This window comes from Streptomyces sp. NPDC093149 (genome assembly GCF_044754145.1).
GTDB lineage: Bacteria > Actinomycetota > Actinomycetes > Streptomycetales > Streptomycetaceae > Streptomyces.
In genome coordinates this window covers 167,353-181,587 of the sequence record NZ_JBIVON010000001.1, presented here as the reverse complement: position 1 = coordinate 181,587, position 14,235 = coordinate 167,353, and the positions used below count along the sequence as shown (strand labels likewise).

Genomic DNA, 14,235 nt, shown 5'->3' with positions numbered 1-14,235 from the left:
CGAGTCACTCCCTTCCGACGTGACGTGCGGGTCGGGCGGTCATCCGGCGGCCAGTTGGACAAGCAGGACGTTGTCGACGACGGTGGCGGTCTCGCCGGCGGGCCCGGTGGCGCGGCGGCGGGGCATGTCGGCGCGCAGGACGGACCAGTGCGCGGGGTCGAGATCGAGTTCGGCGGCGATCTCGGTGGGTGCGGGGTGGTGGATGTCGGGATCCTGGTTCCACGACCAGGGCGCGGTGGAGCCGTGGTCGACGATCAGCAGGAGACCGCCGGGCCGCAGAGCCCGTGCGGCGGTGCGCAGGACTCGGCCGCGCGGCAACGCGAACGGGGTGTGGAAGTACTGGGCGGAGACGAGATCGAACCGGCCGTCCGGGAAGCTTCCGGCCAGATCGTGCTGCTCGGTGGCGACCCGGTCCGCGACGCCGAGATCCTGGGCGCGTTCCCGCACCTGTTCCACGGCGGTGGTGGAGATGTCCACGGCCGTGACGTGCCAGCCCCGCCGGGCGAGCCAGATCGCGTCACCGCCGGCGCCGCAGCCGAGATCGAGGGCGGCGCCGGGGCGCAGCGGTGCGGCGGTCTCGGCGAGCAGCGGGTTGACGCGTGCGTCCCAGGCGCGCCGGGTGCGGTAGTGCCGCTCCCAGAACAGCTCGGCGTCCTCGTCCGTCGCGCCCCGGTCGCTCGTGGCGTCTGCGGTGGGTGTGCGTCGGGTGGAATCCATCTGAGGTGCCCCTTCGTCGGCCGGCGTGCCGGGCGTGATCGATACGCACCTCCGACGCCGGTGATGTACCGACAGCATCGGCACCGCCGTTTCACCCTTGCAAGAAAAATTGCGGATCCGCATCATCGGGGCATGGACAATCCCGCAGAAGACGTTCTGGCCGGAGTCGGGCCGCGTCTGCGTGCCCTGCGCCGGGCACGGAGCGCCACGCTGGCGGCGCTGGCAGACGAAACCGGCCTCACGGCGAGCACCCTGTCCCGCCTGGAGAACGGCAAGCTGCGCCCCACGCTGGAGCAGCTGCTGCCCCTGGCTCGGGCGCACGGCGTCCCGCTCGACGATCTCGTCGCGGCGCCGCCCACCGGCGACCCGCGCATCCACCTGCGGCCGGTGCGGCGGTCCGGGCTGGTGATGGTGCCACTGACCAGGCGGGCCGGCGGTATCCAGGCCTACAAGGTGATCCATCCGCCTGCCGGCCGGGCACCCACGATGAACCTGCAGACCCACGAGGGATACGAGTGGTTCTACGTCCTCGACGGACAGGCCAGGTTCGTGCTCGGCGAGCAGGAGTTCCTGCTCGGCGTCGGCGAGGCTGCGGAGTTCGACACCCGCGTACCGCACTGGATCGGCAGCGCCGACAGCCGGCCCACGGAACTGCTCGCCCTCTTCGGCGCGCAGGGGGAGCGCGCACATCTGGCACCGTTCGGGCACTGATCGTTCCGGCCCTCCGCCGACCGAGTCCGACCCATGGTGGCGACGCCCCCTCCACCGGCGCGGTCTCCCTGCCGTCCGTCGGCTCCCCGTCGCGCCGTGGATCGCACTCCCCCACGGACTTGTCATGAGCAACACGAAATGCTCGGCTCAGGGCAGTTACATTTACTTCAGCGAACCATGGCGCGCGGGAGCCGCCGCGATCATCGAGTGGGCGGCCGGACCCGGCGGCGAGACCCCCGACCGCTCACCACGCGATCGGAACGACACCGGACGACAGCATCCGACGAGAGGACGGGAGGGCGAGGCGTGACGGTGTCGACGGGCACGGCCAAGGGCCCCGACAGGCCGGTGAAGCGCCTTCTCACCCCCCGGACCCTCCGCGGTCGCCTCGCCCTGATGGCCCTCGCCACCTGCGCCCTGTGGATCGGCGTCCTGACCACCGTCTTCAACCTCGCCCTCGACAACCGGCTCCACGGAGAGGCCGACGACGTCCTGCGCACCCGCGCCGAAGCAGTGGCGGCGACGGTCGACGTACGACCCGACGGGCGGCTCGTCGTCCGCGAACCCACCGAGGACCGGGCCCTGGACGTCGGGGTCTGGATCTTCCAGGGCGACACCGTGGTCGAGAAGCCCCCCACCGCGCCCGCCGGCCTGCAGGATCGGGCGGCCCGGCTCGCCGGAGGCCGCGAGACGTTCACGGACGTCACAAGCGGTGGGGCGTGGCGGCTGTACGCGTTCCCCGTGGACACCCCCGCCCGGCAGGGACACCCGCCCACGCAGGCCGGCACCGTCGTCAGCTCGGTCAGCCTCGACCCGTACCGCAGCACGGCGGACACCGCACTGGTCGGCTCCATCGCGCTGGCCGTGCTGCTGCTGGCCACCATCTATCTGCTGACCCGCCTCGTCGTACGACGGGCCCTGCGCCCCGTCGCCGCGATGAGCGAACAGGCCACCCGGTGGAGCGCCGCGGGCGCCCCCGAACGGTTCGGCGCCGAGGGCCGGCCCGCCGAACTCGCCGCGTTCGCCACCAGCCTGGACGCACTGCTGGACCGGCTGGCCGCCGTCCTGCGGCACGAGCAGCAGCAGGCCGCCGAGCTCTCGCACGAACTGCGCACCCCGCTCGCCCGGATCACCGCCGAGACCGAGTGGCTGACCGGACGCCCGCGCTCGGCCCAGGAACGGGAAACCTCCCTGGAGGCCATCGCGGGCGCCGCCACCACCATGCAGCAGATCTGCGACTCGCTGCTTTCGGAGGTCCGCACCCGCAACGCGCAGACTCCCGGCCGCTCCCGCTTCGCGGACATCGCGCACCGCCTGGCGGCACGCAACGCGGCCCTGTTCCCCGACGCCCCACCGGTGACCGTCGCGGCGGCGAACGACGCAACACCCGGCGGCGAACCCGGCCGCAGACCCGGCACGGCGACCGGCACCGCACCCGGCACCGCACCGGACGTGAGCATCGGCGTCTCGCAGGACGTCGCCGAGCGCATCCTGACGCCGCTCCTGGACAACGCCCGCCGCTACGCCGCCCGCACGATCACCCTCACCTGCGCGGTGGGCGCGGGCGAGGTCACGGTCCACGTCGGCGACGACGGCCCCGGCGTCCCGCCGGACTTCGTCGCCTCGCTCTTCGAACCCGGCCGTCGCGCCCGCCCGGAGGACGGACACGACGGCGCGGGTCTCGGTCTGGCCCTGGCCCGCCGACTGGCCAGGGCCGCGGGCGGCGACATCGCACTGGACGCCGCGGCCCCCGGCGCACGTTTCGTCGTCACCCTTCCCGCGGGCTGACTTCCCGTGCGCCGGCCGTCTCGACGGCACCGTCCCTCGCCACATCGCGCCGGGTCCGGGTCAGGAAGACGACCAGGCCGAGGATGACCGCGAGGAACAGGATGCTGGTGCCGACCGTGCCCAGCCCCAGCCCGCCGTCCGCGGTGGGCTGCGACAGATAGTCGCCCAGCGAGGCACCGAGCGGCCTGGTCAGGACGTACGCGATCCAGAACGACCACACCGCGTTGAAGTCCAGCGTGCGGTGCGCGAGCGCGACGGCCGCGATCAGCGCGGCGAACACGACCGCGGAGAGCCAGTACCCCAGGTTCAGCTTCTCCGCCGTGAGGTCGCCCGCGGACGTGCCCAGCGCGAAGGTGAACAGGATCGCCAGCCAGTAGAACGCCTCGCGGCGCGTCGTACGGATGGTGTGGATGGACAGCGTCCGCTCACTCGCGTACCAGGCGAAGAACGTGACGGCGAGCGCCACCGCGAACACCACGGTGGTGGTCTGGAGCGGAACGCCGAGGTTGTCGGTGAGGTTGTCGCTGATCAGCGTGCCGACCACGCTGATCAGGACCACGGACAGCCAGTACAGGCTCGGCACATATGAGCGCGCCCGGAACTGGAAGAACAGGGTGACCACCAGCAGCGCGCCCATCAGGTACGAGGTGTTGGTCAGCCCCATGCCCAGGTTGTCGTTGAGCAGATCGGCCGCGGTCTCCCCGACGGTGGTGCACAGCACCTTGATCACCCAGAAGTAGACGGTCACTTCCGGGACCTTGTTCAGCATCTGTCGCGCACGGGAGCGCGCGCCCGGCGCGCGCCTGCCGCCCGCGCCACGGGCGCCGGCGATGCGGTCGGTGTCGGCCGCCCCGGCGGCGCTGTTCGTTTCGGTCGTCATGGAACGGCACGCTGGCAGGGCTTTCCTGAACATTTCCTGACTGCGTGCCCGGCGCGACCCCGCCCGCAGGGCGGGGTTGCGCCCTTCCCCGTGCTCACCGTCACGTCGGCGCCGGTGTCCCCGACGCCGTCACGGCAGCCGCCCCTCCCTGTTGATCTCCCTGACCCGGGCCCTCAGCACATCCCCGAGCGGGGCGGGGCGCACCGCCCCCGACGGGCAGTCCCACTCGGGGCCGCCGCCCGGCGGGCGCAGCTGCACGTACGACCCGACGCGCCCCATGACACGCCCCACCCGCCCGTCCCGCGTGTCCACCGCGAACGACCCGGGCTCGAGCCCGGACGGCTCGACTCCCTCACCCGTCATGACCGGCCTGCCTCTGCGTCTGAAGCGCCGCACTCAGCCGCAGCGCCGTGTCGAGGTTGCACCGACCGAGGTCGACCAGCGGCGACGCGGGGTCGTTCCCCGCGCACGACACCGGGTCGAGCCGCAGCGAGGGCAGCGTGATCCCGACCCCGGAGAGACCCTCCTTCAACCGCGCCACCGCGTCCTCCGCGGCCCGCACTCTTCCCTCTGTCGCCCTGCGCCGTTCCATCGTCGTCATGATCCATCCCTTTCCACGCTGAGTAATGACAATGCATACCCAGCGTGGCCAACACGTCACTGAGGGCTGTCCCGTAACCCCTGATGGATCAGCGCGCGGCGCCGGATGCGGTGCACCGCAAGACGGAGGGGCATCCGCATACCGGATGTATGCGGACGTTCCGACAACGCGGCGAGGTGCCATAGTCCTCGCGCGCCCGCCAGGGGTTACGGGACAGCCCCTTGGCCTGGAAGAGGCACAGAACCGACAACCGCACGTGCGTCACAGGGAGTTGTCATGCCAGGCCCCAAGAAGCCCGCCCCCTCCTCCTCGGCGCGTCGGACAACTGGGGTCCGGTACGCGCCGGATGCAGTCAGGTGGTGTCGGACGGCTCGCGCCGGGGCCGGAACCAGGCCGTCACGGCTTCAGCTTGTCGGCCTCCCTGACCTCGTGGAGGTGGATGAGGACGTCGTAGGCCTTGGCGAGCACGGTGTCGCGCGGCTCCACGGGGAACAGCGTGCCGACGTTGAGCGTGGGCCGGGCGGTGTTCAGCCAGTCGCGCGCGGCCGCAGGGGCGGTGCGGACGTCGAGGTAGAAGTCCCGGTAGCGGACCTGGTCGAGGGTGGCCTCGTTCCGGTCGGGCTCGGCGGCCGGAACGGTGAATTTCTTCCACTCGCCGCCCAGCGCGGCGTCCTTCGAGAGGAAAGAGCCCTGGTTGAAGGTGAAGCCGATGGGGAGGTAGTTCTTGCCCATCGCGTCGCGCAGGAACGACCCCTGCGTCTTGGAGTACGTCTCGGGATCGCTGGCGACGTAGGCGACATGGTCGTTGTGCGCGGACAGCAGCACCTTCTGGCCGGTGTGCTGCTGCCACCAGGAGACGTTCTGTGCCATCACCTCGTCGCGGAAGCGCTGGGAGGCGGCGTTCGACTCCGGGTCGTCGGGGTTCAGGGTGAGGAACTTGGCGGTCTGGGCGACGGACCGGGCGTTCTGCTCGGCCCAGTCGAACGCTTCACCACCGGAACCCTTCAGGCCGCTGACCAGTTCCAGGGCCTGCTGTGCCTTGACGGCGAGCTGCTGCCGTTCCGCGAGCGGCTTGCCCAGGTAGGCGAAGACGTCGTCGATCGGGCGCAGTCCGGTGTAGAGCTCGTCGAGCCGCGGCAGCGCCTCCGGGTGGTTCTTCTGCACGTAGCCGGTCACCCGGCCGAAGAATTCGTCGCTCAGTGCGGGGGCGCCGATGTCGTCGCCCATGAAGTGGACGGTGCGGGCGGGGTGGTGGCGGTTGTAGTCCCGCATCCACTCGATGAGGCTGACGAACTCCTCACGCTCCCAGGGCGAGTTGGTGAGCGTCTCCTTGGCGATCTGGCGGGCGTCGCCCTTGCCGGTCTGGAGGTAGTCGTCGATCCGGAGCCCGGCGGACCAGCTCAACTCCAGGGCGAAGGTGGTGAAACCCTTCTTCTCGACGAGGTGACGGAAGACCCGCTCCTTCATGGTGAAGAACTCGTGGGAGCCGTGGGTGGCCTCGCCGAGGCCGACCACCTTGGCGTCGCCGATCATCGAGCCAAGGGCTCGCAGGTCGGCCGTGTTCCCCCCGGGCTCGGTCGAGCGCAGCGGGTGGGCCGCCTGCTCCAGTGCGCTGACCGGGTTCTGCCCCCGGCCGGCCGTGTCGGCCGTGGCCGCCTGGACCGTCACAGGGGTGAGGACCGCTCCCGCCGCGACCGCCGCCGTCGCCAACAATGCCCGTCGGCAGATCCGTTTCCGGTGTACAGCCATGCCGCTACCTCTCAACCGATGTATGACCACTTGAGAAGGATCATTGCCTGCGATTCCACTGCCGCGCGCTGGGAGAAGCCACCGGCTCCTCCCGGGAGACAGCTCCCGGATCTTCCGGGGGACAGCCCCCTGAAGGGTCGGAGCGCAGCGCCGGCTCGCCCACTCGATCGGGTGGAGCTTTCCGGTCATAGACGCGGTTTGGGTGAGAAACGGACTGTCCGGGCGCCATCATTCGGCGGTGATCTCATCGAACCGGACGGTCCACCGTCCCAAGTCCCTGCTCCCGGCCGGGCTCGGCGCACTCGCCGTACTCACGCTGCTCCCGGCGATCCCGGCCACGGCCGCGCCCGCTTCCGCGCCTGTCAAGGACCCCTCGGCCCGGCCCGCCGCGTACGCGTCGCCCCGCGCGGTGACCCCGGCCGAGCGCAGGACCGCCGCGTACCTCGACTCATTGCGTAACAAGCCCGCGAGGCTGAAGGCCTTCTTCAAGGAGCTGCCCAAGGGGGGCGATCTCCACAACCACCTGTCGGGTGCGGCGAGGACCGAGTTCCTGATCAAGCTCGCGGGCGAGAAGGGGCTCTGCATCGACGCGACGATGACGGCTGTCGCGCCGCCGTGCGGACCGGGCAAGAGGCCCGCCGCCGACGCGCGGACCGATGCCGACTTCCGTCGGCAGATCGTCCGGGCCTGGTCCATGCAGGACTTCCCGGCCGACCGGTCCGGGCACGACCACTTCTTCGACACCTTCAACAAGTTCGGCATGGCGACCTGGGATCGCGGCAAGCTGCTCGCCGACGTGGCCGACAGCGTGGTGGAGCAGAACCAGTTCTATCTGGAGACCATGGTCACCCCGGCGTCGGACAGCGCCAAGAAGCTTGCCGACACCGTGGGTTACGACCCCGATTTCGCCGCCTTCCATCGCAAGCTCCTGGCCGGCGGGCAGCTCGACCGGGTCGTGGACGAGGCGGTCCAGGAGGCCGATGACGCCAACACCCAGTTCCGGGAGGCCGCGCACTGCGACACCCGCCGACCGGACCCGGGCTGCCGGCTTCCCGTCAGGTGGATCTCCCAGGTGTCCCGGGGCAGTACCCCGGCCCGGGTGTTCACACAGATCGCGGTAGGGATGCGGCTGGCGGAACGGGACCCGAGGTTCGTCGCGGTCAACCTCGTACAGCCCGAGGACTGGGACAGCTCGCTGGCCAACTACAGCCTCCAGATGCGGATGCTGAAGTACCTGCACGGCCAGTACCCGGGTGCCCACCTCACCCTGCACGCCGGCGAGCTGGCCCCCGGTCTGGTCAAGCCCGAGGACCTGACGTTCCACATCCGCGAGGCCGTACTCGTCGCCGGGGCCGAGCGCATCGGACACGGCGTGGACCTGGTCCACGAGAACGACTGGCGGCAGCTGGCCCGGACGATGGCGCGGCGCAAGGTGGCGGTCGAGGTGCCGTTCTCCAGCAACAAGCAGATCCTCGGCATCGCGGGCGCCGACCACCCGTTCAACGCGTACCGCCGCTACGGCGTCCCGGTGGTCCTGTCCACCGACGACCCGGGGGTCTCGCGGATCGACATCAGCCATGAGTACCAGTACGCCGCCAAGACGTACGGTCTGCGCTACACCGAGCTGAAGGACCTGGCCCGCGCCTCGCTGGAGTACGCGTTCCGTCGCGGCCGGAGCCTGTGGGCCGCCGACTCCGCCCCCTCCGCCTACCAGCCGGTTTCCGCCTGCCGTGGCGACCGGCTCGGCGCCGACCGTCCGAGCGTGCGCTGTGCCCGCTACCTCGCCGACAACCCGAAGGCTGCGACGCAGTGGCGTCAGGAGACGGCCTTCGCCGCCTTCGAGCGCCGTCACCGCTGACCGCACCCGCACGCACCGCCGGGCCCGGCGACCCGATCCCCGGGCCCGGCCTGCGGATCGGAGCGCGTCCGCTACTCCGGCGCCGACCAGAGGTGGGCGAGTGTGCCGAGTACGAGTCGGCAGACGTCGTCCGGTTCGGCGCCGGCCAGGGGCTCGCGGTGCACGACCGTCCGCATCAGGCCGATCCCGAGCAGCCAGGCCATCGCGAGATCCGCACGCAGGGCACCGTCCCCGGTGCCGGAGAGCCCGGCCAGCGCGCCCTGGTATTCCTCGCCCAGCTCCCGCAGGGTTCCGGCCGCCTCGTCGCCCCGCCCTATGGAACGCAGATAGACCTCCAGGGAGCGGTCCCCCGTCCCGTCCGCGCTGCGGGTCAGCATCGAGCGCAGGGCGGTCTCGAAGAGTTCCTCGGGCGGCGTCTTTCGCAACTGCTCCAGTCCGCCCTGTGCGATCACCTGTGTGAGCAGTCCCTGCTTGGACCCGAAATACCGGAACAGCAGGGCCTGATTGGCACCGGCCCGTTCCGCGATGCTCCGGACGGTCGTCCCTTCGTAACCCCGTTCCGCGAACAGGTCGCGGGCCGCTTCCAGCAGCCGGCGGCGTGTGGCCGCGGCGTCCCGGCGGCGGTCTCCGGACGGCGGTGCGGGGGCGGACTCCATGAACGATTTCCTCTCGGAGGGCCCGTCAGGATAACGGCCGTAAAGCGTCGTTGACCGTCGGCGGAGCCACTCCTACCGTTGTAAGCAGATGCTTACATATAGGAGACCGCAGTGACGAAAGCAGAGAACGCACCCCTTGCCTATCCCTTCAACACCGCCGAGGGGCTCCGGCTCGCGGACGAGTACGAGCGCGTACGCGACCAGCCGGGCCTGTTACGGGTCCAGATGGAGTACGGCGAACCGGCCTGGCTCGTCACCCGCTACGCCGATGCCCGGCTCGTCCTGGGCGACCAGCGCTTCAGCCGCGCCGAGGGCATCGCGCACGACGAGCCCCGGCAGTCCGAGGGGCGGCGCGACAGCGGCATCCTCAGCATGGATCCGCCCGACCACACCCGGCTGCGTTCCCTGGTCGCCAAGGCCTTCACGGTCCGCCAGATCGAGAAGCTCCGCCCCCAGGTCAAGGAGCTGACCGCGAGCCTCCTCGACGACCTGGAGGCGGCCGGACCGCCCGCGGACCTGGTCGACCTCTACGCGCTGCCGCTGCCGGTCGCGGTGATCTGCCGGATGCTGGGCGTGCCCACCGAGGACCGTCCGCTCTTTCGCGTATGGAGCGACGCGGCGCTGTCGACCACGTCCCTCACGGCGGCGGAGTTCGACGCCAGCCGCGAGGAACTGCGCGCCTACATGGCCGAGTTGATCGCCCAGCACCGCCGGTCCCCGCAGGACGACCTGATGACGGCACTCATCGAGGCCCGTGACGGCGGCGACCGGCTCTCCGAACTCGAACTCGTCGATCTGTGCGTCGGCATCCTGGTGGCGGGCCACGAGACCACCGCGTCCCAGATCCCCAACTTCGTCCTGACCCTGCTGGACCACCCCGGCCAGTTGGCCAGGCTCAGGGCCGAGCCCGAACTCGTCCCGAACGCGGTGGAGGAACTGCTGCGCTTCGTGCCGCTGGGCAGCGGTGCCGGTCAGCCCCGCTACGCCACCGAGGACATCGAGGTCGGCGGCACCCTCGTCCGGGCGGGCAGCCCGGTCCTGGTCGCCACCGGTGCGGCCAACCGTGACGCGCTGCGGTTCACCGCCCCGGGCGTGCTCGACATCACCCGTGAGGGCAATCAGCACCTCGGCTTCGGCCACGGGGTCCATCACTGCCTGGGTGCCCCGCTGGCCCGGCTGGAACTCCAGGAGGCGCTGATCGCGCTCATCACCCGTTTCCCCGGGCTCCGGTTGGCGGGCGATGTGACCTGGAAGTCCGAGATGCTGGTGCGCGGCCCGCGCGTCATGCCGGTCGGGTGGTGACCGCCATGGCCTGGAACGTACGCGTCGATCCACAGCTCTGTCAGGCGTCGGGCATGTGTGCCGGGACCGTCCCCGAGGTGTTCGCGCTGGACGGCGAGCACGCGCGGGCGCGGACGGACGGCATCGAGCCGGACGAGCGGGTCCTGGACGCGGCCGACATCTGCCCGGCCCAGGCGATCACCGTGCACGACGGGAACACCGTCATCGGCCCCCGCCGCGACTGAGCCCCCCACGGAGAAACCGCCCCGTGCCGGGAGGAACGACCCGGCACGGGGCGGCTGCGTGATCAGTCGAACGGCCCGGTCCCGGGGCCGGTCCTTCGGATCGGGCCGGGCGCACGCACCTCGCTCACCGATCCGGCGCGACCCGGTGCGACCCGGCGCGACCCGGCGCGACCCGGTGCGACCCGGGTGAAGGACCCTAACCGACCCGCTCCAGGATCCACTGCGGCCCGCCCTCGTAGCTGATGACCGCGCGCCGACCCTGCGTGGCCAAAAAGCCGAACTCGCCCCGGTCGAGGGCGATGGCGACCGGGCCCTCCTGGTCCGGGCCCTGGATCGACCACTGGTCGGGCTGCTTGCCGCAGTGGTCCACCCACACGGCCGGCGGGTAGATCCGGATCGGCGAGAGCGCCAGGCAGCGGTTCTCCCCGCGCGGCTCACGGATCTGGGCCAGGCCGTTGCCCTGGTTGCGGATCTCCCACACGGTGCCAGGGTTGCAGGGCTCGACGTGGCCGCCCAGCGGACCTTCGCCGCCCGCGAGACACAGGTCGCTGCTCACATCACGGATCAGGTAGGAGCCGTCGTCGGCGGCCTGGGCGGGGGTGGCCAGCGCCGCCACCGCGACGGCGGCCGCGGCGAGGGAGAGAATCGAACGAATACGCACGGGACTCCTCGTACGAGAGAGATACGGAAAGCCGGGCCACGTCGGCGGCGGCCCAAGGCCCCCAAGATCACAAAGATGTGCGGCCGTTCGCGCACCCGGCAGACCCCCGGCCCGGGTTTCCACCCCAACGGCAGCGGCGCGCGCGCATCACGCACGGCGCACGCAAACCTCTCTCACGCCCCCGGCGACCAGAGATTTCCCTCCGGAGCTCAAGCCGCGAAGTCCGAGCGCTCTTTCCGAGGAAGGGGAGGTGGGCCACTTCCCACCCACCCTCCCCACCCGGCGAGTTGACTTCTCGTGACCGGCTTGCCACGGACGGCGGCAAAGCTCTAGCGTTCCGAATAGCGAACGGCCCCTGCCGGTGCTGGAACACCGAGCAAGGGCCTGACCACTTCGATCGTCAGGAGCGATCCCATGGCTGCCGGCCAGCTTAGACCGGCCGGCACATGGGAGGCGGCGTCGCGGGGCCGGGCACGCACATCTGCCGCGTTGTCGTCAGTCGACAACGCTCCGCGTTGCCTCCCTCCTCCGCCTTGCAGCCGCACGCACCCAGCCCCGCTCCTTCTCCCACCCCCCATGTGCCGGCCGGTCTTAGTACCGCCCCATGTGCCCCGCACGTATCCCCGCCCGCGCCCCCGCCCCCGCATCCGATGGCCAATCCGGGCTACGGCAAGCGCTCCACCCCGGCACAACTCCCGCGCACCGAACGCGATTTCGCGCATCTGCCACCCCGCGAGGCATCCATCGCGGCGTACATCGGCCGGCTTCCCGGGGGCGCCGACATCTCCGTGAAGACGCTGGCCAAGGTCCTCCCGTACGGCCAGTGCGCGCTGCGGACCGCCCTCAACCGGCTCCAGGACGCCGGTCATCTGCGGCGCGGCAGCGAGTGCGTCACCCATGACGAGGTCCTGCTCTGGGTGACCCGCACATTCTTCTCCCGCACCGCGCGGGACGACGACTGGTGGGCGGCGTTCAGCCGGGGCGACGCACCGCCCGAGCAACGGCGGCAGCAACACCCCACCCGTTCCCGCGCGTTCGTACTGCTGGCCGCGCTGGGCCGCACCACCCCTGCCCTCACCCTCTCCGCGGCGGACTGTGCGGCACTGGAGCCGCAGGTCACCGTCTGGTTCGAGCGCGGCGCCACGGAAGCGGAACTGCTCCACGCCCTCACCGACGGCCTTCCCGCCCCCGTCCACCATGCCGCGGCTCTCGTCCGCAGGCGACTGACCGACAAGATGCCACCCGAACGGGCCGCTCCGACGCACCACCGGACGGTATTGCGCACCCTGGAGTGCGGCGAGTGCCGCGCGCCCGGCAGTTCGGAGGCCCTGATCGGCGGCCGGTGCGGACCCTGCCGGGGCACCCCCGTCGACACTCCCACCGGCCCGGCCGGAACCATCCCGCCCACTGGCGTACACAGCCGCATGAACGATGTCCGAGCAGCGATGAAGCCGCGCTCCGAGCGGATCGGCCGCCCGCCCCGCCCCCGCCGCCGTGATCGCGACATGTCCGAAACCGGCTCCCACCTGGGAGTGGTTTGATCCACTTCCCCTTCGAGATCGCTACTGTGCGTGTTCGTCTTGACACGTGTCGTAACGACCTCAAAGGGGAACGAACCATGTCCGAACCGACCCACGAGCAGATCGTCTCGGAGCTTCACCGCAGGCCCGCCATCGCCCTGGCCCCCGGCCCCCGCCTGGACGCCGAGAAGCACGGCGCCCTGCCCCTGCCCCCCAACACCGTGTGGGACCTGCCGGGCGGTACCGCCTGGGTCTACTACGGCGAGGGGAACCGGGGCCTCGTACGGCCCGTGATCTTCGCCGACGGATTCAACACCGGTCCGAGCAGCCTGGACTTCTGCTGGGAGATCATGGAGTTCGGCGACTACGCGCTCATCAGCGAGCTGCGTCGTCGTGGACACGACGTGATCCTTCTCGGCTTCCATGAGCGCAGTGCGTCGATTCTGGACAACTCCAGGACCGCGCAGGCCGCGATCCAGCACGCCATCGCGGAGCGGACGGGCGACGCACCGCTGGCCGTCGGCGGATTCAGCATGGGCGGGCTGGTCACCCGGCACGCCCTGGCCAAGATGGAGCAGATGCGCCTGGACCACCAGACCGCTCTCTACTTCTCGTACGACAGCCCGCACCGCGGCGCCTGGATTCCCCTCGCGCTCCAGGCATTCGCGCACTACATCAAGGATCTCGACAGCCGGTTCTCCGACCAGATCAACAGCCCGGCCGCGCGCGAGCTGCTGTGGCGGCACATCGCGAAGTGGGACGGGACACCGGACCGGAGCGACGAACGCGCCGCGTTCCTCGCGGAGATGGCGGCCGTCGGCGAATGGCCGCAACGGCCGCGGCGGATCGGTGTCGCCAACGGCGTGGCCGTCGGCACCGGCACCGATGTGCGGGCCGGCGAACTGGCCCTGGAGGGCAAGGGGCTTTCGGTCGCGGGCACCACGCTCTACACCCAGGCCCCGGGCGACGACGAACCCGTCGCGAAGCTGCGGGTGGTGACGCCGAAGACCAACGAGGTGCGCACGTCCGGGCTCCCGTCGATCGACGGCGCCCCCGGTGGTTCGCTGGAAGGCTTCGGCATCCTCGCGGACGCCTTCAACGCCCTCAACCCCGTCCTCGGGTTCAAGACCGACGTGCGCATCCGCTCGCACTGCTTCGTCCCCGCCGTCAGCGCGGTCGACGTCCGCGACCTGGACACGGACGAGGAGCTGTACACGAACATCTCCGAACTCCCGCAGGAGGAGAGCGGGCTGGACGAGTACGAGCTCGCGTCCCGGAACGAGGGGCACACCCTCGTGACGGAGGAACTCTGCACCTGGCTCCTCGACCGGCTCCCGTAGGACGGGGCGTCGCGGCGCGGTGCCGGAGGGCGGGCTCCCGGGAGCGCCCGGTTCGCCGCCGCCGCACCGCGCCGCGGCGGCGAACCGGGCGTACGTGGCGTCGTTCTTCGACCGGTGGCTGCGCGGACACGACGACCGTTTGACGGGCGGGCCCTCGGCACGTTTTCCGGAAATGGTCTTCGCACGCCGAGGGCCGTCCCGCAGGCGGTGTCTCAGGGCGCGCACGCA

Annotated in this window: 15 protein-coding genes; 8 read left to right on the top strand and 7 right to left on the bottom strand. The window is 71.1% G+C overall.

Annotated features, from left to right (window positions below):
* Positions 1–39: 39 nt before the first annotated feature.
* Positions 40–717, bottom strand: coding sequence for a class I SAM-dependent methyltransferase (locus ACIQCZ_RS00940; protein ID WP_402278463.1), 678 nt, complete (start codon positions 715–717; stop codon positions 40–42).
* Positions 718–849: 132 nt separating this feature from the next.
* Between ACIQCZ_RS00940 and ACIQCZ_RS00935 the strand changes: the two genes are divergently transcribed.
* The 3 genes from ACIQCZ_RS00935 (at position 850) to ACIQCZ_RS00925 (ending at position 3,216) form a co-directional block, all read left to right on the top strand.
* A complete protein-coding gene (locus ACIQCZ_RS00935) occupies positions 850–1,428 on the top strand; it encodes a helix-turn-helix domain-containing protein (protein ID WP_402278461.1) in 579 nt (192 codons plus the stop codon).
* 124 nt (positions 1,429–1,552) lie between these two features.
* A complete protein-coding gene (locus tag ACIQCZ_RS00930; protein WP_402278459.1) occupies positions 1,553–1,738 on the top strand; it encodes a hypothetical protein in 186 nt (61 codons plus the stop codon).
* Complete coding sequence (locus tag ACIQCZ_RS00925) at positions 1,735–3,216, top strand: ATP-binding protein (RefSeq protein WP_402278457.1); 1,482 nt, start codon at positions 1,735–1,737, stop codon at positions 3,214–3,216. Before ACIQCZ_RS00930 ends, ACIQCZ_RS00925 begins: the two co-directional genes overlap by 4 nt.
* On the opposite strand, the gene ACIQCZ_RS00920 is transcribed toward ACIQCZ_RS00925, so the two are convergent.
* From ACIQCZ_RS00920 to ACIQCZ_RS00905, 4 genes are all read right to left on the bottom strand, one after another.
* The gene (locus ACIQCZ_RS00920; RefSeq protein ID WP_402280153.1) at positions 3,197–3,985 is read right to left on the bottom strand and encodes a hypothetical protein; all 789 of its coding nucleotides are present in this window, start codon (positions 3,983–3,985) and stop codon (positions 3,197–3,199) included. The genes ACIQCZ_RS00925 and ACIQCZ_RS00920 overlap by 20 nt on opposite strands.
* 240 nt (positions 3,986–4,225) lie before the next feature.
* On the bottom strand, positions 4,226–4,459 hold the full coding sequence (locus tag ACIQCZ_RS00915; protein ID WP_402278455.1) for a hypothetical protein: 234 nt from the start codon (positions 4,457–4,459) through the stop codon (positions 4,226–4,228).
* Positions 4,449–4,697: a hypothetical protein gene (locus ACIQCZ_RS00910; protein WP_402278453.1), complete on the bottom strand. Its 249-nt coding sequence runs from the start codon at positions 4,695–4,697 to the stop codon at positions 4,449–4,451. Before ACIQCZ_RS00910 ends, ACIQCZ_RS00915 begins: the two co-directional genes overlap by 11 nt.
* 396 nt (positions 4,698–5,093) lie before the next feature.
* Positions 5,094–6,446, bottom strand: coding sequence for an erythromycin esterase family protein (locus tag ACIQCZ_RS00905; protein WP_402278451.1), 1,353 nt, complete (start codon positions 6,444–6,446; stop codon positions 5,094–5,096).
* Between the two features lie 238 nt (positions 6,447–6,684).
* Here ACIQCZ_RS00905 and ACIQCZ_RS00900 point away from each other — a divergent pair, with 238 nt between their 5' ends.
* Positions 6,685–8,304, top strand: a complete 1,620-nt coding sequence (locus ACIQCZ_RS00900; protein ID WP_402278449.1) for an adenosine deaminase — start codon at positions 6,685–6,687, stop codon at positions 8,302–8,304.
* 71 nt (positions 8,305–8,375) lie between these two features.
* Here ACIQCZ_RS00900 and ACIQCZ_RS00895 read toward each other — a convergent pair whose 3' ends face one another.
* Complete coding sequence (locus tag ACIQCZ_RS00895) at positions 8,376–8,960, bottom strand: TetR/AcrR family transcriptional regulator (RefSeq protein ID WP_402278447.1); 585 nt, start codon at positions 8,958–8,960, stop codon at positions 8,376–8,378.
* 111 nt (positions 8,961–9,071) lie between these two features.
* Between ACIQCZ_RS00895 and ACIQCZ_RS00890 the strand changes: the two genes are divergently transcribed.
* Positions 9,072–10,262 carry a cytochrome P450 gene (locus tag ACIQCZ_RS00890; protein WP_402278445.1) on the top strand — a complete coding sequence of 397 codons (1,191 nt, stop codon included), beginning with the start codon at positions 9,072–9,074 and terminating at the stop codon, positions 10,260–10,262.
* Between the two features lie 5 nt (positions 10,263–10,267).
* On the top strand, positions 10,268–10,486 hold the full coding sequence (locus ACIQCZ_RS00885) for a ferredoxin (RefSeq protein ID WP_402278443.1): 219 nt from the start codon (positions 10,268–10,270) through the stop codon (positions 10,484–10,486).
* Between the two features lie 196 nt (positions 10,487–10,682).
* Here the strand turns inward: ACIQCZ_RS00885 and ACIQCZ_RS00880 are convergent, their stop codons facing one another.
* The gene (locus tag ACIQCZ_RS00880) at positions 10,683–11,147 is read right to left on the bottom strand and encodes an RICIN domain-containing protein (RefSeq protein ID WP_402278441.1); all 465 of its coding nucleotides are present in this window, start codon (positions 11,145–11,147) and stop codon (positions 10,683–10,685) included.
* A 650-nt stretch (positions 11,148–11,797) separates the two neighbouring features.
* Between ACIQCZ_RS00880 and ACIQCZ_RS00875 the strand changes: the two genes are divergently transcribed.
* The gene (locus ACIQCZ_RS00875) at positions 11,798–12,688 is read left to right on the top strand and encodes a hypothetical protein (RefSeq protein WP_402278439.1); all 891 of its coding nucleotides are present in this window, start codon (positions 11,798–11,800) and stop codon (positions 12,686–12,688) included.
* A gap of 77 nt (positions 12,689–12,765) precedes the next feature.
* Complete coding sequence (locus ACIQCZ_RS00870; RefSeq protein WP_402278437.1) at positions 12,766–14,007, top strand: hypothetical protein; 1,242 nt, start codon at positions 12,766–12,768, stop codon at positions 14,005–14,007.
* Positions 14,008–14,235 lie beyond the last annotated feature (228 nt).

What these genes read in the sequence shown, in the direction of transcription:
- ACIQCZ_RS00940 (WP_402278463.1), bottom strand. Translation starts at nt 717, where the DNA reads ATGGATTCCACCCGACGCACACCCACCGCAGACGCCACGAGCGACCGG.
- ACIQCZ_RS00885 (WP_402278443.1), top strand. Translation starts at nt 10,268, where the DNA reads ATGGCCTGGAACGTACGCGTCGATCCACAGCTCTGTCAGGCGTCGGGC.
- ACIQCZ_RS00910 (WP_402278453.1), bottom strand. Translation starts at nt 4,697, where the DNA reads ATGACGACGATGGAACGGCGCAGGGCGACAGAGGGAAGAGTGCGGGCC.
- ACIQCZ_RS00895 (WP_402278447.1), bottom strand. Translation starts at nt 8,960, where the DNA reads ATGGAGTCCGCCCCCGCACCGCCGTCCGGAGACCGCCGCCGGGACGCC.
- ACIQCZ_RS00915 (WP_402278455.1), bottom strand. Translation starts at nt 4,459, where the DNA reads ATGACGGGTGAGGGAGTCGAGCCGTCCGGGCTCGAGCCCGGGTCGTTC.
- ACIQCZ_RS00935 (WP_402278461.1), top strand. Translation starts at nt 850, where the DNA reads ATGGACAATCCCGCAGAAGACGTTCTGGCCGGAGTCGGGCCGCGTCTG.
- ACIQCZ_RS00920 (WP_402280153.1), bottom strand. Translation starts at nt 3,985, where the DNA reads ATGCTGAACAAGGTCCCGGAAGTGACCGTCTACTTCTGGGTGATCAAG.
- ACIQCZ_RS00905 (WP_402278451.1), bottom strand. Translation starts at nt 6,446, where the DNA reads ATGGCTGTACACCGGAAACGGATCTGCCGACGGGCATTGTTGGCGACG.
- ACIQCZ_RS00930 (WP_402278459.1), top strand. Translation starts at nt 1,553, where the DNA reads ATGAGCAACACGAAATGCTCGGCTCAGGGCAGTTACATTTACTTCAGC.
- ACIQCZ_RS00875 (WP_402278439.1), top strand. Translation starts at nt 11,798, where the DNA reads ATGGCCAATCCGGGCTACGGCAAGCGCTCCACCCCGGCACAACTCCCG.
- ACIQCZ_RS00870 (WP_402278437.1), top strand. Translation starts at nt 12,766, where the DNA reads ATGTCCGAACCGACCCACGAGCAGATCGTCTCGGAGCTTCACCGCAGG.